This is a genomic window from Legionella septentrionalis (genome assembly GCF_003989745.1).
GTDB lineage: Bacteria > Pseudomonadota > Gammaproteobacteria > Legionellales > Legionellaceae > Legionella_A > Legionella_A septentrionalis.
Genome location: NZ_RZGS01000002.1, coordinates 129,942 through 149,860 on the forward strand (window position 1 = coordinate 129,942; position 19,919 = coordinate 149,860).

The window sequence follows — 19,919 nt, forward strand, 5'->3', positions numbered from 1 at the left end:
TATTGCAGGGAGTTTTAAGTGGTAAACCATCAAGAAAATGCTGCACAAGCTATAGGCAATGAACCACTTGCCATTATTGGCATGAATTGTCAGTTCCCAGGGATAGGCGCCGATGTTGAAACGGTAGAAGCATTGCATGCCATGCTGATGCAAAAGAAGACTCCAATCAAAGAAGTACCTAAAGAACGTTGGGATATTGAAGCTTACCATGCAAAAGATAGAAAGAAAGCCGATAAAATGGTCAGCCGCAAGGGAGGCTTTCTGGAAAATGTGGCGTTATTTGATGCCGCTTTTTTTAAAATATCTGCCGCAAAAGCCAAACAAATCGATCCACAACAGCGTCTTTTTCTTGAAGTTGCGCTGCGCGCTTTAAACGATGCCAACATCCCCTGCAAATCCCTAAGCGATTCCGCCACTGGCGTTTTTTGTGGAATGTCCACGCATGAATACAGCCAGCTTAATTATAAAGATTGCATTAAATTCAATGCTCATACATCTATAGGCGTTGCAAACAGTGCAGCAGCAGGAAGGCTTTCTCACTTTCTGAATTTGAAAGGGCCAAGCGTGGTCGTAGATACGGCATGTTCTTCATCGTTATCCGCGCTTTATCTTGCATCCACTGCCTTGAGGGCCCGACAATGCTCTATGGCTATTGTCGGAGGAGTGCATCTTGGCTTATGCCCAGAAAGCTGGATTGGGCTGAGCAAGGCGGGTTTGTTGTCCGCTAAAGGCCAGTGCAGCAGTTTTGATGCCGAGGCAGATGGTTATGTGCGCAGCGAAGGATGCGCTGTGGTGGTGGTTAAACGCTTAAACGATGCCTTAAGGGATAATGACAAGATTTATGCAGTGATCAAAAGTATTGTGATGAATCAGGATGGCGGGGGACATAGTTTTGCCGCTCCTAACCTTAAAGCGCAAATTGCTTTGCATGAAGCGGCTCTTAAGGAAGCTTATCTTAAAGCCCGTGATATTGATTACATCGAAGCCAATGGCATCGGCACCGCAGTTGGCGATGCGGTTGAATTCAATGCCATACAGCATATTCATCGCAATCAGCACCCGAATAAGCCGCTTATTATTGGCGCATTGAAAAGCAATCTGGGGCACACGGTTTCTGCAGCGGGCCTTGCTTCATTGCTTAAAGCGCTGTGTGCATTAAAACATGAAACCATCCCGCCCAATCTTCATTACCTGCTGCCAAATGCTGCCATCGGCTTGCAAACTGCTGCGACGCTGCTGCCCGATGAAGCAATACCGTTTACCAGGGAGCCAAATAAAAAAAGATACGTGCAAGTATGCAATTTTAGCGTGACTGGAACCAATGCATGCGTCATTTTAGAAGAAGCCCCCGCGTCTTATCCGAGGCCCTTGCCTATGAAATCCGATCCGTGCAATTGTTTTGTCGTTTCGGCAAACAGCGAGCCTTCATTAAAGCGCATGTTGTCGGATTATGTGTATTTTTTACAACAAACTGCGGCAGATTTTCATGATATTTGCTGTACGCTGCTCAATTGCCGTGATCAATTTAAATATCGCTGTGCCTTTCTGGTGCAAGACAAAGAAGCTGTTATCAAAAAAATTACTGCTAAAGATTATGAGATTTTTAAGGTTAATGTAACAGAAGAACTTGCAACCATAACTTGCGATGCCAGGCAAATCCATGCGGCATTTTTGCAAGGTAAAACCATTCATGTGGATGCGCCGTTTAATAAAATTGATCTTCCCTTGTACCAGTTTGACAGGAAGCCATATTGGCATGAGCCACGCCGCCCTAACGCGCATTCACATTGGTTGGATGAGCTGCAATCGCAAGCGAAAGAAGGGCAGATTGAGATAATCAAGAGCAAATTGACTGCTTCGATACAAACCCTATTAAAAAAAGAAGAATTGGATGTCTTTCAAGATTTGCAAAGCTTAGGGTTAACGTCCGTGCAATTGAGCGCGCTGGATGCAATCTTTCATGAAATGTTCCTGCCGCGATTCAATATCCCTTTTTCCTTAAATCAATCAGCTTCTTATCTGAGCGTGGACAAGCTTGCCCGGCAATTACAGCAATTGCTGGCCCCCCCGCCAGTTCATCGGCAGCCCGTTGTCCATGTTCTTAATGCAGAACCTATTGCCATTATAGGCATGAGCTGCCGTTTGCCCAAGGCGGCTAATATTGCCCAGTTTTTATCCTTGCTGGAACAGGGTGAAAGCGGCATGGATGATATCCCTCTTGAGCGCTGGGATAATGAAAAATTTTACGATCCTGACCCAAATGCGCTGGGCCGTTTGTACGTAAGACAAATGGGTTTGATTGATCATGTTAAACATTTTGATGCCGAATTTTTTAATATCAGTCCGCGCGAAGCCAAATTGATGTCGCCGCAATTGCGCATTTTTATGGAAACCAGTTACCACGCGCTGGAAGATGCCAATCTCTCTTTAGACGCCGTTAAAGACAGCAAAACCGGCGTTTTTGTCGGTGTGGGAACCAATGAATATCCGCGTATCCTTGCTTATCAAGGGGTAACGCTGGAAGAGTTGAATATTTATTTTGCCACTGGAAATGTATTAAATGCTTTAGCAGGCCGGGTTGCGTATGCATTCGACTTTCATGGTCCGATTCAAGCGATCGATACCGCGTGTTCTTCTTCAATGACTGCCATTCATAACGCTTGCCTGAGTTTGCAAGCCGGTGATTGCGATATGGCGCTTGCTGGAGGCGTTAACATTATTTTAAGCCCTGATTCGAACATTACATTATGCAAGGCGAGGATGTTATCGCCGGAAAGTCGCTGCAAAACTTTCAGCGAAGATGCGGATGGCTATGGGCGCAGCGAAGGATGCGGCATCCTTGTTTTAAAGCGTTTAAGCACAGCAATCCGGGATAATGACAACATTCTGGCCGTTATCAAAGGCACTGCTGCAAACAGTGACGGCAAAAGCGGTGGTTTCACCGTACCGAATGGAACCGCTCAGGAAGAGGTAATTCGAAGCGCGCTGGCAAAATCCAGGCTTTTGCCTGGTGATATTGATTTTATTGAAGCACATGGAACAGGCACGCCATTGGCGGACCCGATTGAAGTCAATGCGCTTGGTAAAATTTTTAGCGAGTCGCACAGCGACGAACACCCACTTTACATCAGTTCGGTAAAGACCAATTTGGGCCACTCGGAGAGTGCGTCAGGAGTAACCAGCGTCATTAAAACCGTTTTAAGCCTACAAACCAAACAATTATTTAAGCACCTGAATTTTAAAAAATTAAATCCGCAAATTAATTTGAAACACATGGCTATTCCTTTAGAAACACAAGCATGGCCAAAAGAACAAGGGTTACGCTGTGCGGGGGTTAGTTCTTTTGGGTTCAGTGGTGCCAATGCTCATGTCATCGTGCAAGAAATGCCGGGTAAAATAACAGAAGGGCGCAGTTTACCGGCCGAATCTTTGCTGGTCATTTCTGCCAAAAGCCGGGACTCGCTGGAATTGATGTTGGCGAGTTATCAAAAATATTTAAGCCAGACCGAGCATGAGTTTGCTGACATTTGTTATACGGCAGCTACCTGCCGCAGCCATTTTTTATTTCGGGTAGCTATCAAGGCGAGTACGGCGCAGGAAGCTGCCGCACAAATTGAACAACAAAATTATTGCATTCATCATGTGCATAAGGAAAAACAAGCGGCATCACTTCCCAATAATCTTGAAGGATTGCAGCGCGCTTATGAAGAAGGCATTAAGATAGATTGGGAAAGCGTTTACCGCTCATTGGCTTGCCGCTTTGCCAAGGTAAATTTGCCATTGTATGAATTTGTGCGTGAAGAACACTGGTTTGGTGCGAAAGATAAAATTAAAGACGGCTTGCTGCCCAAAGACTGGGGTTTTCAAACGCTATGGCAAGAACAAGCCCTGGACAGGCAAAAGCCGCGGGTTGTTGGTAACAACTGGCTTTTTATAGGCCCCGAAACCTGGGTTGCCGACTTTGCCGAACAAGGGATAAACATCATCCTCGAGCAGGATGATGTTCCATTAAATTCACTGGATGGCGTCTTATTTGCCGAAGCTTTGCACGAAGCTCCGTTGCCAGTTGATGCCGCCATTGATTTTCAACAGCAGACGGTTAAAAAATTATTAACTCTGCTTAAAAAATTGCATGCAGCCCAAATCAAACTGCAATTAATTGTATTAACGGTGCACGGTATTCCGGAATTGGCGGTGACTGAGTTTAATGCGAGCAACAGTGCGCTCGTCGGATTTTGTAAAACACTGGTTTTGGAATTACCGCAATTCAACACGATTCTTATCGATGTTGACAAGATGCAGAAGGATGATGTTCGACACGTGATGGATGAAATCCGCCACAATTACGACAATCAATACGAGCATCTCGTGGCTTACCGAAGTGGTCAACGCTTGGTTGCCCGCTTAAAGAGTAAAAAAATAATTGAAATTAAACGGCTACTGGATCGCGACAGCCGCTATCTTATTTCCGGTGGCTGCGGCGGGTTGGGTTTAATTACAGCACAAGCCTTGCTGTCCGCCGGCGCCAGACACGTAATTCTTCTTTCCCGCGATGTGGAAAAAAAGGGATTGCAGGAAACCATTAAAAAAATTCAATATTATTATCCCGGTGCAAGCATTCAAACCATTAGTTTGGATATTACCGATAAGGAAAAATTAGCACAGCTTTTAGCAGAATTGAATCAAGACGGGTTGCTGAAAGGGATTATCCATGCTGCAGGTGCGGCCATTAAAGCTTCGGTTCTCGAACATGACGAGAAAGATGTGGATTATCTGTTTTCGGCAAAAGTAAAAGGCGGATGGTATTTGCATGAGCTTACAAAACATTACGATTTAGATTTTTTTGTAGTTTACTCGTCCATTTCTTCTGTTTTCGGCAGCAATAAAGAATCAGTTTATGGCGCTGCCAATAGTTCTTTAGATGCCCTGATTGCAACACGCCATCTCTTGGGCTTGCCAGGAACTGCGATTCAATGGGGGCCATGGGGTGAAGTCGGCATGGCGCAAAAGCGTTCCCGCGACCCCAGTGTCCGCCATGCATTGATTAACAATCAGCAAGGCCATACCTTCGTTAAAATTTTGATAAATGGCGAATTCAAGCACACCGCCATTATTTCTCCTGATTATCTGAAATTTATGCTGGATTTTGTTCCTAAACCAGAACCGGCCTTTCATAAGCAATTGTCTAATGATTTGACAGCAATTGCATCCTCATTTGTACCGCAAAATTTGTCAGGCTGGTTAGCACAATACGTTGCAATTCCTGCTGCCGGGCATCTTAACGCGTGCAAAGACATGATAAGTGCGATCTGCAAAGACATCCTGGAACTTTCCGAGGCAGGAGAGCTGGACGAAGAGGATGGTTTTTTTGAGTTGGGTTTTGATTCACTGATGATTACGGAACTGGCTGCGGAACTTAAGAAAAAATTGCAGCCTTATCTAAAGGTAACTGTCAGCATCGGTTTTGATTATCCTTCCATTCACAAACTATCGGTTTACATCCAAACAGAACTCGACAAACATTTGCCGCAAATGCAAACACAAATTGCAACTGCAGACCAGCAAGAGGATGCAATTGCTATCATCGGCATGAGTTGCTCACTGCCGAATGCCCCTGACATTGCAGCATTTGAAGCCCTATTGGAGCAAGGATTAAGCGGAATTAAGGATATCCCGCTTACGCGCTGGGATAATGGAAAATATTATGATGCAGACATCGAGGCGCCCGGCAAATCTTATGTAAGTAAAATGGGTTTACTTGAAAACATTAAAGAATTCGATGCGGATTTTTTTGGCATAAGCCCGCGTGAAGCCAAATTGATGGAGCCGCAGCAACGCCTTTTTTTAGAAGGATGTTATCTCGCATTGGAAAATGCAAATTATCCTGCTGAGTCCGTGCGTGGCAGTTTAACCGGTGTATTTGCAGGCGTGGGCCCTAATGAATATTATACCCAACTTGAAAAATCCGGATTTTCCACTGAAGAATTAAGCGCATATTCCATCACGGGAAATGTTTTAAATCTAATTCCAGGGCGCGTTGCTTATACGTTCGATTTAAAAGGTCCATCCCTAAGCGTTGATACCGCGTGTTCCTCTTCCTTGGTCGCCATTCATTATGCTTGCCAGAGTTTGAAAAACCGGGAAATTGATTATGCTCTGGCCGGCGGGGTCAATGTTTTATTACTGCCGGAATCCAATATTACTTTGTGCAAAGCGCGTGCTTTATCTCCAGAAGGTCTTTGTAAAACATTTGATGAGCGGGCGGATGGCTATGTGCGTGCCGAAGGATATGGGGTGTTATTTCTAAAAAGGCTGGCGGATGCACTGCGGGATAAAGACCGGATCTTGGCCGTGATTAAGGCGTCTGCGGTGAATAATGATGGTAAAACAGCAGGCTTGACGGTTCCTAATGGTAAGAGCCAGGAAGCCGTAATGAGAAAGGCATTGCAGCATGCGGGCTTAGCCCAGGATGAAATTTCATTCATTGAGGCGCATGGTACGGGGACGCCATTAGGCGATCCGATTGAAGTGCAGGCAATCAATGAAGTATATGGAAAGCAGCGCTCACCCGATAAACCGTTGTATCTTGGCACCGTCAAAACCAATATTGGCCATCTTGAAAGCGCCGCGGGCGTTGCGGGTGTGATTAAAGCCGTGGTCAGTTTACGCAATAATAAAATTTATAAGCACTTAAATTTCAGCAAATTAAACCCGAACATTCAGCTGCATGAAGCGAGGATCCCTTTACAAACTATCGATTGGGCCTCCGCTTCTAAATGCGCCGCAGTAAACGCTTTCGGCTTTAGTGGCACGAATGCGCATCTTATTTTGCAGGCGGCCCCTGTTGGCAAGCCCCGTAAAAGAGCTGCCGTACCGGCGAAACAACAGGTGCTTTTACTGTCAGCGAAATCGGAAGCTGCTCTGGCAAATTTAAGCAAGCGGTATCAGCTCTTTTTACAAGAAAGCAGCCATGATTTTGCTGATATTTGTTTTACTGCAGCCACTTGCCGTGATCATTACGCTTACCGTTTGGCGCTAATGGCGGAAAATTCACAAACAGCAAGCCAATTACTGGCAGCAGGAAAATTTGCAGCGTCGTATATGGAAAATAACAAACTGGAAATTCCCGATAATCCGGCCCTTGCGGCATTGCTACATGCTTACATGAAAGGAGATGCCGTTGATTGGTCTTCGTATTACCACACACAAGAAAATGATTTCACGAAAGTATTGCTGCCAAATTATGTATTTCAGCGCACGGAAATTTGGCTGGATAAAAAAGAAGAAATTGCATCAATACCGCAAATACATCCTCTTTTAGGGCAAATGTTATCGTTGCCGCATGAGGAATATTTATTTAATCAGCAATTGAATTTGCAACATTTAAATTACATTAAACAACATTGTGTTTTTGATAAGATAATTTTTCCTGCATCGGCCTACATTGAAGCGAGCCTGGCTGCAGCCAAGCGGATTTTTAAACGCAATGCATTTACGCTGGAAAAATTCTTCATCGAACGGCCTTTATATCCAAAAGAAAATCAAGATTTTCAGCTGCAAGTGAAACCCAAGCATGACGGCGGTTATCAAATACATATTTTCGCGCGGCAAGATGGCGCCTGGCAAAATTTTTCCACCCTGGACATAAAGAACCATTTACCTGTTTCTCAGGCTTCAGTAAATATGGATGATTTAAAGGCAAGCTTTGGGACGCCGGTAAATGTACAGGAAATTTATGAGAATTTCAGGCAGCGGTCTTTGTTTTATGGCGAAGAATTTCAGGTTTTGCAGCAAGGTTATGTGCACGACAATAAAGTGCTGGCCAAAGTTAGCTTAACTCAACATAGCCAAAATGCCGGTTATTATTATCATCCGGTGGCATTAGATGGTGCCATGCAAAGCATTTTATTATTGGGAATGAATGCCGAGGTAACTACTCCCTATGTTCCTTTTGCATTCACTCGTATGGCGGTTTATCAAGAAGCACCGCGCACGGTTTGGGTTGAGGTAACTAGGCTCAATACAGTGGTCGCCAATGAATTGCATGTCAACTTGAATTTTTATGATAATTCAGGTTTATTGTTAGGCTATATTGAAGAATTAAAATTAAGAGCCGTCACGCGTAATCACTTCATTGCCTATGAATCGCTGCTGCAAAATTTATATCATATCAAGTGGAATCAAATTGAGTTTAATTTTAATCTTAGGGAAAAACTCCCGGAATTTTTGGTTATCAGCAAAGATCGAAAAAAGGCAACTTATCTTTTAGGCGATACAAATCATCAATTCCTCGAAGAATTGGACGAGATTAGCTTACAGGGTAAAAATCTTATATTTTTCTACGAGCAAAGCCAATTTCAGGATTTATTCAACTGCTGTAAAACATTATTCAAATCACCTGCAAACAGTTTTACCTTAATTACTGAACATGCCTATGCGATTCATGCAAGGGATGAAGTTAATCCTTACCACACCATGGCAAGTTCGTTTTGGAAAAGCTTTAGGAATGAGCTTGAACTTACTAAAAATTTTCATATTGATTTAAGTGAAAATTCCGCTTTGCTCCCAGCCCTGCAATACGTGTTTACCAACCATGCCCTGGATGATCAAGTTGCAGTCCGCGATGCTGTTTATGTGCCGCGATTAAAGAAAAAACAGTTGTCTGTTACTCATTCAGCCCCGGCAAAAATATTTGCCGATAATGCTTGTTATCTTCTCGCAGGAGGTACAGGTGGTTTGGGTATGGCGATGATAAACTACCTCATGCAGCGAGGAGTTAAACGCATCGTTGTAACCAGTCGCTCCAGTTGTCCTGTTGAATTGCAGGTTTTAATCGAGCGCGCCAGAGAAAAAAATATTTTTATAAAGCACGCACAAGCCGATGTTGCCAACTATCAGGAGATGGAAAAGCTAATTGGGAATCTTAACCAGGCGGGCTCGCTGAAGGGAGTTATTCACTTAGCTGGGATAATTCATGATGGTTTGATCGTCAATCTGGGGGTGCAGCAGCTTGAACAAGTGTTGAGTGCGAAACGGGATGGTGCCTTGATTTTACATCAATTAACAAAACATCTGGCGCTTGATTTGTTCGTTTTATTTTCATCGACTGCGTCTTTGCTTGGTGCACGCGGGCAAGCGAATTATGCGGCAGCAAACGGATTTTTGGATGGATTGGTTTACATGCGGCAGCGGCAAGGCTTGCCAGGGTTGGTGATAAACTGGGGGCCATTTGCCCACGTCGGCATGACAGCCAATTTGGTACCGGCCTTGCAAAAACGCGGATTTATTCCTTTGCAGCAAGAGCAAATGGACATCCTGGATGTTTTATTGTCCCAACCCATCGTGCAGATTTCTCCTTGCTTGCTTCATTGGGAGTCTTATTTAAAGCAGACACCGAAGCCAGCCTTTTTTGCGGATGTGGCGCAACATATTCCGGCAGCAACCCCGTATTTTTTAAATGTCTTGCGGACTTTGCCAAAAAAGGACCGTATTAAAATTTTGAGCGAAGCGCTGGAAGAAATTTCCGCCGATGTTTTGGAATTGGAAGACATGAAAAGCCTGACAAAAAAGGATTTATTTGCTTTGGGTTTAGATTCCTTAATGGCAATTGAAATTAGAAACCGCATCCACGATAAACTACAGTGCAAGGGATTGAGCCTTTCCATTGAATATTTCATTAATGAGCCAAACACCGATAAAATCGCCCGCTACATCGCCCATGAACTGGAGCGTTTTATACAAACGCCAACTCACGAGGTGCAACAAAATACGAATTCAGGTTTGCCAGTATGCGATTTTCAATTTTTGTTCTGGGCTTTTAAAAAATTAAAATATAATTTTAATCTTGGCTTACAAGTGCAATTGCAGGGTAAGCTTAACCCGGATTTCCTAAAACTAGCACTGGAAACAGTCATTAAACGCCACGAAGTGTTCTGGCTTGGCTTTGACGCACAGGTTCCCGTGCAAGCGCTTCAGAAGACTGGAAAATTTCAGTTAATTTTTAAAGATATTTCTTTAAGCCATGTGCCGGATGCTTGCCACAAAGAATTTTACCATAATCTCATGCAGCCGGTTTTATTCAGCAAACCACCTTTAATTAACGTATTTCTCTACAAAATTAATCCTTCTTTGCACGAATTGCAGGTAATCATGCCGCATATTATTGTAGATGATGCATCCTGTGAAATTGTGTTTAATGAGGTAAAAGCGGTGTATGCAGAGCTTGTAGGCGGAAAAGAACCACACTTGCCCGATATGCAAAAAGGGTATTTCGATTACGTACAAGAGAATAACCGCCAGTATGAGGCAAATCTTGCCGAAAAAGTTCATTTCTGGCAGCGCTATAATCAAAATTTCAAAAAATTATATTTCGGGGAACATGCGCATTTAGCGGATGCAACCCGCCAGACAAAAAATTTATTTCATTATCCGCTGCCTCACGAGATGATGGAGAAATTTATTAATTGGCATCAGCACCACAATTTGAATGTGAGCACCGGGTTGATTGCCGCTTGTCAAATTGCTTTCTATAAGCTGAGCGGTCAAAATAATATTCCCATTATTTTAATTCATAGCGGTCGGGAAGGCAGCCAGTATAAATCCGTGCTGGGTTTATTTTCCGAATATAAACGCATCAACATCAGCGTCAAAGACGAGGATACATTTTTAGATTGCATTAAATGCATAGAAAATGAATTGATAAAAGCTGCTCCTTACCAAAAATGCCCGCATCTAATTAAAGATAAGGGGTTGGCAGATTTTCATTTTTCCTTGATGGAATACATAGTTTTTAAATGGCAGCAGGTGCGATGGAAGCATGCTTTTGTAAAAAATAATATCAACGCGACATTAACCGATTACTATTTTAAATACCTAAGCCATTTAAGCGTGGATAAAAAATTTATCAATTTAAAATATAAATTAAACCGGTGGTTTAACTGGAATATCCCTTTGCAAAAGCCGCGCAGTTTACGCACTTTAATTAGCATTACCCCGAGCTTTTTCACCAAGGAAGTAGAGTCTGCGCAATTTGGCGATTTAAATTATACGTTTCCGAACCATTTCAGCTGCGTGGACCGGCCCATAGGAAATGAAACTTTATGGATTTATTTTTCCAAAAGCTTTAAAGGAGAGTATTTGTTTTCAATCAATGCGCCGCTTACCACTGCCTGCAAGGATCAACTCGCGGCTGAATTTAACCAAGTTATTGCAAAATTTTTAAAAAACGAGAGCTTAAGCATAGAAGAATTATTGCATGAATGATGACGCCCAGTTGCAGCTAGCGGTGAATGGTAACGCTTACATTGGCTGCATTTTTTATCGCATGGGGTTTGCTGACGCGCACGGTTAGCTGGGAAACATAAAATTCTTGTTTGATTAATTGAGCAATTTCTTCCGCAACGGTTTCAATTAAGGAAAATGGTTTGCTTTTAAGATAATCCGTGACTTGCTGGCAAACTTGATCATAATCAATGGTATTAGCCAGTTCATTGCGGCAATTGCTGATGTCTACCGGGATGCTGATGTCTATTAACAAACGTTGCAAAATTTGCTGTTCCCAAGGATGAATACCAATTTTTGTCGCGACAGCCAAACCAGTAATATCTAATTTATCCATAAGCGTTTGTATAAATTAACCTGGGTACAGGGTACATCGAATTTAAAATAAGTAGAAGAGAAAGACGCCTGATAAGCTATGGCAACCAGCAAATACTTCTCGGCCCTTTTCGTGTTAAAATTAAATCTTATTAATAAGAAAGGTATTTATGGCTGCAGTAACAGAATCATTATTCATGAAGAGCATGATGAAAAAACCGGTGGAACGCACGCCGGTATGGATGATGCGCCAGGCTGGACGTTATCTGCCTGAATACAGACAAGTTCGCGCCGAAGCCGGTGATTTTTTGAGTTTGTGTAAAAATCCCAAACTGGCTTGCGAAGTGACATTGCAACCGCTTCGCCGTTACGCCCTGGATGCCGCTATTTTATTTTCCGATATTTTGACCATCCCGGATGCAATGGATTTAGGGCTTTATTTTGCTGAAGGTGAAGGGCCATGTTTTAAACGCCCGGTACGAGATGCAGCAGCGGTTGCTAAATTACCAGTACCAAATCCACTCGGTGATTTAGCTTATGTAATGGAAGCGGTCCAACGCATCCGCAGTGAAATGCCGCAAGGACTTCCTCTCATCGGGTTTGCAGGAAGCCCCTGGACGCTTTCTTGTTATATGGTAGAAGGGCAAAGCAGCCGCGATTTTAAAAACATATTGCAGTTACTGTATATGCAGCCAGGAGTTATGCATCAATTACTAAATAAATTAAGCGAAGCGGTACTTAGCTATTTGGCGGCTCAAGTTGATGCCGGTGTGAATGCCTTGATGCTATTTGATACGTGGGGGGGGATTTTGACTCCTGCCAATTATCAGGAATTTTCCTTAGCTTATATGGAAAAAATCGTATGCTCATTGAAAAGCCGCTACCCACACATTCCGATCATTTTATTTACCAAGGGTGGGGGATTATGGTTACGGCAAATGGCTGCAACCGGCTGTGATGCGCTGGGGATTGACTGGACTTGTGACTTAGGCGTCGCCCGCAGGCAAGTCGGTGATCGAGTCGCTTTACAAGGAAATCTTGACCCTGCCGTATTGCGGACTTCACCGGAATGCATCCGCAGGCAAGTGCAGCAGATTTTGAAGTCTTATGGCAACGGTTCAGGCCATATATTTAATTTAGGCCATGGCATTACTCCTGACATACCGCCGGAGCACGTAACGGTTATGATTCAGGCCGTCCATGAGTTTAGTCCGCAATTTCATACATTATGATCATTAAAAGCACCTTCAAGCCAGCGTGGTGGCTTGCCAACCCACATTTACAAACGATTTATCCGACGCTTTTGCGGCGTAGGCAAGTCCCAAAGTTGCGCCGGGAACAAATTGAACTACCTGATGGTGATTTTTTGGATTTAGCCTGGGCTGATGCTGAATTAACCCAGGATGCGCCTTTAGTTATTTTGCTGCACGGATTGGGTGGAGGCTTAAATTCTGCTTATGCTGGCGGCCTTCTTGCAACGTTCAATCAGTGTGGCTGGCGGGCAGTACTCATGCATTTTCGCGGTGCGGGCAGTGAGCCTAACCGCTTGCCGCGTGCCTATCATTCAGGGGATACGGAAGATGTGGCTTATTTTTTAAAGCTTCTGACCGACCGTGAGCCGCATAGCAAAAAAGCGATTGTTGGGGTTTCCCTGGGTGGAAATGTGTTATTGAAATGGCTGGGAGAATCGGGTTTTCATTCTCTCGTATGCGCGGGAGTGGCAGTGTCTGTGCCGTTTCAGCTGCGAGTGGCGGCTGATCGCATGAATCAAGGTCTTGCCCGCATTTATCAAGCCTATCTTTTGCGGCAAATGCGCCAGATATTCGCACGTAAAATGCAGGATGATGCAAGAAATTTGCCGGAGGCGTTTAACAATTTACAAGCATGCCATTGCTTTTGGACATTTGATGATCAAATCACCGCGCCCTTGCATGGATTTGCCAATGTGCATGATTATTATCGCATCGCCAGTTCGCGGCAATATTTGCATAAAATTACCACACCGACTTTAATCGTTCACGCCCTGGATGATCCATTCATGTCGCCGGAAGTATTACCTGCGTCCAGTGAGCTTTCTAAAGCCGTCACGCTGGAATTAAGTGAAAAAGGGGGCCATGTAGGCTTCATCGCCGGTGCAATGCCAGGAAATCCAGTTTATTGGTTAGAAAAGCGGATCCCTGAATTTCTGCGCCAATATATTTAATCCAGGATAGTGACTAAATCAATGCAGTTTGTAGTCTGGTTAGGTGAGCGATTGGACAGGCATCCGATGTGCCATCAGGCAAATCGGATGTGCAATGATGATGTGGTTAGCGGAATGTAGGTGACTCATCCGCTTGCGAGCTGGCACCTTCTGTTGCCAGATCCACAATGGATTTTACAGTCCGCGTAACAGGCGCCACGAGACCCAATACGGGACCACACAAAGCGAGGATAGCGCTTAATAGAGCCATCCCCATATTAAGTACTCCCTTTAAGAGGGTATGGCCTGCCGATTGCAAGTAATCTTTGGCAGTTAATTCTTCATAATCATCCAGGTCATACATGTCTTCGGATGGATGTAATTCAGTTCTACCGCTTAGAGCAAGCTCGACGCTTTTAAACAAAGTAAGTAAACTGACTGCAAACATATTGATTGCTGCAGATAAATACTGAGCAGTAAACACGGCATATTTAACCGGAAAAATAACAGGGCTTGCCATGTTAAAAAAGATATCTGCGGGTCCTGTTACAGGACTCCAGAATGTGTAATGCAAGTCTCTAAATAAATTTAGGGAAGAAATCATGGTGAACTCTTTATAGTTTGTTCTAAAAGAACATGGATTGTAAAATAAGTTCAAATTAAAGTCAACGTGCTTTAATTAAAGCACGCAGTTTAGGCATCTTCAGCTTAAGCAATATTAAACTGGCGGCTTAACTGGATTGCCATTTCCAATGATTGTTCGTAATTTAATCTTGGATCCACCAGGCTGCGGTAATCTTCTTTTAAATCATCCGCTGCCAAGCCGCGTGCCCCACCGATGCATTCGGTAACATTTTCACCTGTTAATTCAAAATGTACTCCGCCCAAGTAACCGCCCATTTCTTGATGGATAGTCAATGCTTGTTGCAATTCGCTTAAAATATTATCGAAATGACGAGTTTTAATGCCATCTTCAGTCGTTTCCGTATTGCCATGCATGGGATCGCAAGACCAGGTAACCGGTATTTTGGTTGCCCGAACGGTTTCAATAAGTGGCGGAAGATATCTTGCAATGTCTTTAGCTCCCAAGCGCGTAATCAACAGCAACCGGCCTTCTTCCCGTTCCGGGTTTAAAGTTGCAAGGATTTCTTCAATCCATTCCGGAGTGGCGCTTGGGCCAATTTTAACACCGACTGGATTTTGTATGCCGCGTAAAAATTCCAAGTGCGCGCTGCCCGGTTTTGCTGTGCGCATGCCAATCCAGGGAAGGTGAGTGGACAGATTAAACCAGTCTTTATTATGCACCTTGCGGGTCAGCGCCTGTTCATAGTGTAAATTGAGCGCTTCATGCGACGTGTAGAAATCAACTTTGTTGAGGCTGCTGTTTCGTAAGCCGTCTATTGATTCCAAAAAGTCCAAAGAGTTTGCAATGGAGTGCACAATTGCATGATATTCTTCTGCCTGGGCTGAATGTTCGACGAACCCTAAATCCCAGCGTTGTGGATGATGCAGGTTTGCAAATCCGCCAGCCAATAGGGCGCGGATGAAATTTAAAGTCATGGCAGCGCAGCTGTAACCTTGCAGCATTAATTTGGGGTTGGGTGTACGCGCTTCTTTATTAAATTCAGGAGAATTTACCAAATCACCCCGATAGCTGGGGAGGGTTATCCCATTGATGGTTTCGTAATCGGATGAGCGCGGTTTTGCATATTGTCCGGCAATACGGCCTATGCGCACGATGGGTTTTCGCATGCCATAAATGAGGATTAAACTCATCTGCAGCAATATTTTCAGCTTGTTCTTAATGATTTCTGAACGGCAGTCATGAAATGACTCGGCACAATCACCACCTTGTAAAATAAACGCATCGCCACGTCCGGCGCGGGCAATAGCATTTTTTAAGTGTTTGATTTCTCCACTGCTTACCAGGGGGGGAAGTTGGCTTAATTGATCAACGATCTTCAACAGCTGGGCTTCATCCGGGTAGTGAGCTGCTTGCTCGTAAGAATAATTCAGCCAGGAGGTAGGCGACCATGCACGCATGAAAAAAACCTTGTTTCTATAAAAATCCAAAGTATGCAATGAATGAACAGACCCTGCAATAAAAATTACGTAATAAAGTTGCAGGATGGCGTGTGTAGCTTACAATTTATTTATTTTACTTGATTTTTAGGGATTAGCCCCTATTTATATCATCAATTTATTTGGGAGTAGGTTCATGAGTAAGAAAACGACGAAAGATTGGGAAAAGATTCGCGAAGATTTACGCGAAGAAAATGATTTGCTGGCAGAGGATGAAAGTGCAGAGGTAGCTTCCAAGGCGGAGGCAGGAAGTTTGGAACATCCTTCCTATCAAGAGCTTGAAGAAAAATTAACTTTGGCTGAAAAGCAAGCCCATGAAAACTGGGAAAAATCGGTACGCGCCATGGCGGAATTGGATAACATTCAACGCCGCGCTCAGCGTGACGTTGAAAATGCGCATCGCTATGGTCTTGAGAAATTTATTTCCTCACTCTTGCCTGTTCTAGACAGCCTTGGACAAGCCTTGCAACTGGCCGAGCAGGATAAAGCCATGTTGGAGGGGTTGCAATTGACCATGAAGCTGTTCTTGGATGTTTTAAAGAAACATGGCGTGGAAGAAATTAATCCGGAAGGATTGCCTTTTGACCCGCAACTGCATGAAGCCATGGCCATGCAGGAAGCTCCTGATGTTGCGGCTAATACAGTTCTTACTGTATTTCAAAAAGGATACAAGTTAAATGATCGGGTTATCCGGCCTGCACGTGTCATTGTGGCAAAAGGATAAAAAAGAGTAAATTTGGCTTGAAATTAATAATTTGCACCCCCATATAAAATCGTTAATGGCTAACAACAGATTGGAGCACGAATAAAAATGGCAAAAATTATCGGAATCGACTTGGGAACAACGAATTCTTGCGTTGCCGTGATGGAAGGCAACAAACCCCGCGTGATTGAAAACAGTGAAGGCATGCGTACCACGCCTTCCATTGTCGCGTACACCAATGATAATGAAGTGCTGGTTGGTCAGGCTGCCAAACGCCAGGCAGTTACCAATCCGGATAACACCTTATATGCAATCAAGCGTTTGATTGGTCGCCGTTTTGACGATCCTATCGTGCAAAAAGACATTAAAATGGTGCCTTACAAGATTGTTAAAGCGTCCAACGGCGATGCGTGGGTGCAAGTTAAAGGGCAAGATAAGGCGCCACCGCAAATTTCCGCTGAAGTTTTACGTAAGATGAAAAAAACTGCGGAAGATTATCTTGGTGAGGAAGTGACCGAAGCAGTCATCACCGTGCCTGCTTATTTTAATGATTCCCAACGCCAGGCAACTAAAGATGCTGGCCGTATTGCCGGACTTGAAGTCAAGCGTATCATCAACGAGCCAACTGCAGCAGCTTTAGCTTATGGTATGGATAAAAAGCGCGGCGATTCTATTATTGCCGTATACGATTTAGGCGGTGGTACGTTTGATATTTCCATCATTGAGATTGCTGAAGTCGATGGCGAGCATCAATTTGAAGTATTGGCTACAAACGGTGATACTTTCCTGGGCGGTGAAGATTTTGATCTGGCTTTGATTGAATATCTGGCGGCTGAATTCAAGAAAGATACCGGCATCGATTTGCATAATGATCCATTGGCCTTGCAACGCCTCAAAGAAGCGGCAGAGAAAGCAAAAATTGAATTATCTTCCGCGCAGCAAACCGATGTGAATTTACCTTACATTACTGCCGATGCCTCCGGACCAAAACACTTGAATATCAAGTTAACCCGCGCCAAATTGGAATCGCTGGTTGAAAAGTTGGTCGAGCGTACCATTGAGCCTTGCAAAACGGCATTAAAAGATGCGGGAATATCAGTAGGACAAGTCAGCGAAGTAATTTTAGTCGGTGGCCAGACCCGTATGCCATTGGTGCAAAAAACAGTACAAGATTTCTTCGGCAAAGAGCCACGTAAAGATGTTAACCCGGACGAAGCCGTAGCGGTGGGCGCTGCTATTCAAGCGGCAGTATTGTCTGGTGAAGTAAAAGATATTTTGTTATTGGATGTGACCCCGCTTTCCTTGGGAATTGAAACATTGGGCGGTGTAATGACCAAGCTGATTGAAAAGAATACCACCATCCCAACCAAGGCTACCCAGGTGTTTTCAACGGCAGACGACAATCAGACGGCGGTGACCGTACATGTACTGCAGGGGGAGCGTGAACAAGCTTCTGCCAACAAGTCTTTAGGCCGTTTTGACTTAAGCGACATTCCGTCTGCTCCTCGCGGTGTGCCACAAATTGAAGTAACCTTCGACATTGATGCCAATGGTATTTTAAATGTATCGGCCAAAGACAAGGCTACCGGCAAGGCGCAATCCATCGTGATTAAAGCGTCCAGTGGCTTGAGTGATGCAGAAGTTGAAGCGATGGTAAAAGATGCCCAAGCTCACGCTGAAGAAGATAAAAAATTCAAGGAATTGGTCGAACTGCGCAACCAGGCAGACGGTTTGATTCACAGCAGTGAAAAATCATTGCAGGATTTGGCCAATGAATTGTCTGATGATGAGAAGAAAAACATCGAAACCGCGATTGCCGAGCTTAAAGAAGCATTGCAGGGCAATGATAAAGCGCAAATTGAAGACAAGTTAAAAGTGCTAACCAACGAATCTTCAAAAATGGCCGAACGCGTTTATGCGAAAAAAGCTGCAGAAGGTCAAGAGCAAGCAGCGCAAGCAAAACCCGAAGAGGCGAGCAAGGACGAAAGCGTGGTTGATGCTGAGTTCGAAGAAGTAAACGACGATAAAAAATAATAAACTTTGCCTGGCTATCCACTTTGCGGATAGCCAGGTTATTAATTTGTAGCCGGTTAGTGCAGAGCCTAACTGAATTGGACATCGCTTCATGTACAAGTTTTGTTTTTTTATTGAACAAATTGTGAAACATCAAGTATAATTTACAAATATCTTTCAATTAAGCAGTGTGAGCATTTCATGCAACAGCAGGATTATTATGAACTTCTCGGCGTAAGTCGTAATGCGGATGAGGCCGAAATAAAAAAAGCTTATCGTAAATTGGCGATGAAGCATCATCCTGATCGCAACCAAAACGATAAGGCGGCTGAGGAAAAATTTAAAGAAATACAAAAAGCTTATGCTGTATTGTCCGATCCGCAAAAACGAGCGGCGTACGATCAATTTGGCCATGCCGGTGTCGACATGGGCGGACAAGGCGGTTTCGGGGGATTTGGCGGTGGTTTTGGTGATGTCTTTGAAGATATTTTCGAGAATATTTTCTCAGGCGGGCGCAGGCAGCATTCCCGCAGCCAACGCGGCGCTGATCTGCAGTTTAATATCCAATTGAGCCTGGAAGAAGCCGCAGCCGGGAAACAGGTTGAAATTACGGTACCTAGACACACCAATTGCAAAACCTGTGCCGGTTCTGGCGCGAAAAAGGGTACTACCCCAAAAACTTGTGAAACGTGTAATGGCATCGGACAAGTACGCATTCAGCAAGGATTTTTTTCAATTCAGCAAACTTGCCCAAGTTGTCATGGTGAAGGCAAAGTCATCGTTGATCCCTGCCCCGACTGCCATGGCCAGGGTCGCGTGCGCGAAAGCAAAACATTAACGGTTAAAATTCCGGCTGGCGTAGACAGCGGCGATCGCGTGCGCTTAAGCAATGAAGGTGAGGCTGGAATTCACGGCGGACCTGCGGGCGATTTATATGTACAAATTAATATAAAACCCCATGCTATTTTTGAACGCCATGACAGCGACCTGCATTGTGAAGTTCCCATAAGCTTTGTCACAGCGGCATTGGGCGGAAACATAGAAGTCCCAACCCTGGAAGGCCGTGTAACTTTAAAGATACCGGCGGAAACGCAAACCGGAAAAGCCTTTCGTTTACGTGGTAAAGGCATTAAATCCGTACGTGGTTATGCACCGGGTGATTTAATTTGCAAAGTGGTGGTAGAAACTCCCGTTAATTTATCACGGGAACAAAAAGATTTATTAACGCAACTTGAGCAATCTCTGGAAAAAGGAAAACATTCCCCGCGTTCTTCTTCCTGGTTTGACGGTGTTAAAAAATTTTTTGAAGACATGAAATTTTAAGCCTGTTTGAAAACCCTAGAG

At 44.1% G+C, this 19,919-nt stretch carries 9 protein-coding genes; 6 read left to right on the top strand and 3 right to left on the bottom strand.

The annotated features are described in order from the left end of the window. Positions 1 to 18 precede the first annotated feature (18 nt). On the top strand, positions 19 to 11,262 hold the full coding sequence (locus ELY11_RS01705) for an SDR family NAD(P)-dependent oxidoreductase (protein ID WP_127032394.1): 11,244 nt from the start codon (positions 19 to 21) through the stop codon (positions 11,260 to 11,262). 16 nt (positions 11,263 to 11,278) lie between these two features. Here ELY11_RS01705 and folB read toward each other — a convergent pair whose 3' ends face one another. Next, positions 11,279 to 11,617, bottom strand: coding sequence for a dihydroneopterin aldolase (folB, locus tag ELY11_RS01710; protein WP_126953856.1), 339 nt, complete (start codon positions 11,615 to 11,617; stop codon positions 11,279 to 11,281). Between the two features lie 148 nt (positions 11,618 to 11,765). On the opposite strand from folB, the gene hemE reads away from it, so the two are divergent. Further along, on the top strand, positions 11,766 to 12,827 hold the full coding sequence (gene hemE / locus ELY11_RS01715) for a uroporphyrinogen decarboxylase (RefSeq protein WP_127032395.1): 1,062 nt from the start codon (positions 11,766 to 11,768) through the stop codon (positions 12,825 to 12,827). Continuing rightward, positions 12,824 to 13,798: a hydrolase gene (locus tag ELY11_RS01720; RefSeq protein ID WP_127032396.1), complete on the top strand. Its 975-nt coding sequence runs from the start codon at positions 12,824 to 12,826 to the stop codon at positions 13,796 to 13,798. The genes hemE and ELY11_RS01720 overlap by 4 nt, the downstream gene beginning before the upstream one ends. Positions 13,799 to 13,904: 106 nt before the next feature. Here ELY11_RS01720 and ELY11_RS01725 read toward each other — a convergent pair whose 3' ends face one another. Both ELY11_RS01725 and ELY11_RS01730 read right to left on the bottom strand, forming a co-directional pair. Next, positions 13,905 to 14,381 (bottom strand): hypothetical protein, encoded by a 477-nt coding sequence (locus ELY11_RS01725; protein ID WP_127032397.1) that lies wholly within the window; start codon positions 14,379 to 14,381, stop codon positions 13,905 to 13,907. Between the two features lie 104 nt (positions 14,382 to 14,485). Further along, a complete protein-coding gene (locus tag ELY11_RS01730) occupies positions 14,486 to 15,820 on the bottom strand; it encodes a 3-deoxy-7-phosphoheptulonate synthase class II (RefSeq protein WP_126953852.1) in 1,335 nt (444 codons plus the stop codon). Between the two features lie 175 nt (positions 15,821 to 15,995). Here ELY11_RS01730 and grpE point away from each other — a divergent pair, with 175 nt between their 5' ends. The 3 genes from grpE to dnaJ all read left to right on the top strand — a co-directional run bounded on the left by grpE (position 15,996) and on the right by dnaJ (position 19,898). Beyond that, positions 15,996 to 16,583, top strand: a complete 588-nt coding sequence (grpE, locus tag ELY11_RS01735) for a nucleotide exchange factor GrpE (RefSeq protein ID WP_126953851.1) — start codon at positions 15,996 to 15,998, stop codon at positions 16,581 to 16,583. Positions 16,584 to 16,670: 87 nt separating this feature from the next. Continuing rightward, on the top strand, positions 16,671 to 18,596 hold the full coding sequence (gene dnaK / locus ELY11_RS01740; RefSeq protein ID WP_126953850.1) for a molecular chaperone DnaK: 1,926 nt from the start codon (positions 16,671 to 16,673) through the stop codon (positions 18,594 to 18,596). A 180-nt stretch (positions 18,597 to 18,776) separates the two neighbouring features. Next, complete coding sequence (gene dnaJ / locus ELY11_RS01745) at positions 18,777 to 19,898, top strand: molecular chaperone DnaJ (RefSeq protein WP_126953849.1); 1,122 nt, start codon at positions 18,777 to 18,779, stop codon at positions 19,896 to 19,898. Positions 19,899 to 19,919 lie beyond the last annotated feature (21 nt).

Coding starts and splice junctions, on each gene's coding strand:
- folB (WP_126953856.1), bottom strand. CDS start 11,617: ATGGATAAATTAGATATTACTGGTTTGGCTGTCGCGACAAAAATTGGT.
- hemE (WP_127032395.1), top strand. CDS start 11,766: ATGGCTGCAGTAACAGAATCATTATTCATGAAGAGCATGATGAAAAAA.
- ELY11_RS01720 (WP_127032396.1), top strand. CDS start 12,824: ATGATCATTAAAAGCACCTTCAAGCCAGCGTGGTGGCTTGCCAACCCA.
- ELY11_RS01725 (WP_127032397.1), bottom strand. CDS start 14,381: ATGATTTCTTCCCTAAATTTATTTAGAGACTTGCATTACACATTCTGG.
- ELY11_RS01730 (WP_126953852.1), bottom strand. CDS start 15,820: ATGCGTGCATGGTCGCCTACCTCCTGGCTGAATTATTCTTACGAGCAA.
- grpE (WP_126953851.1), top strand. CDS start 15,996: ATGAGTAAGAAAACGACGAAAGATTGGGAAAAGATTCGCGAAGATTTA.
- dnaK (WP_126953850.1), top strand. CDS start 16,671: ATGGCAAAAATTATCGGAATCGACTTGGGAACAACGAATTCTTGCGTT.
- dnaJ (WP_126953849.1), top strand. CDS start 18,777: ATGCAACAGCAGGATTATTATGAACTTCTCGGCGTAAGTCGTAATGCG.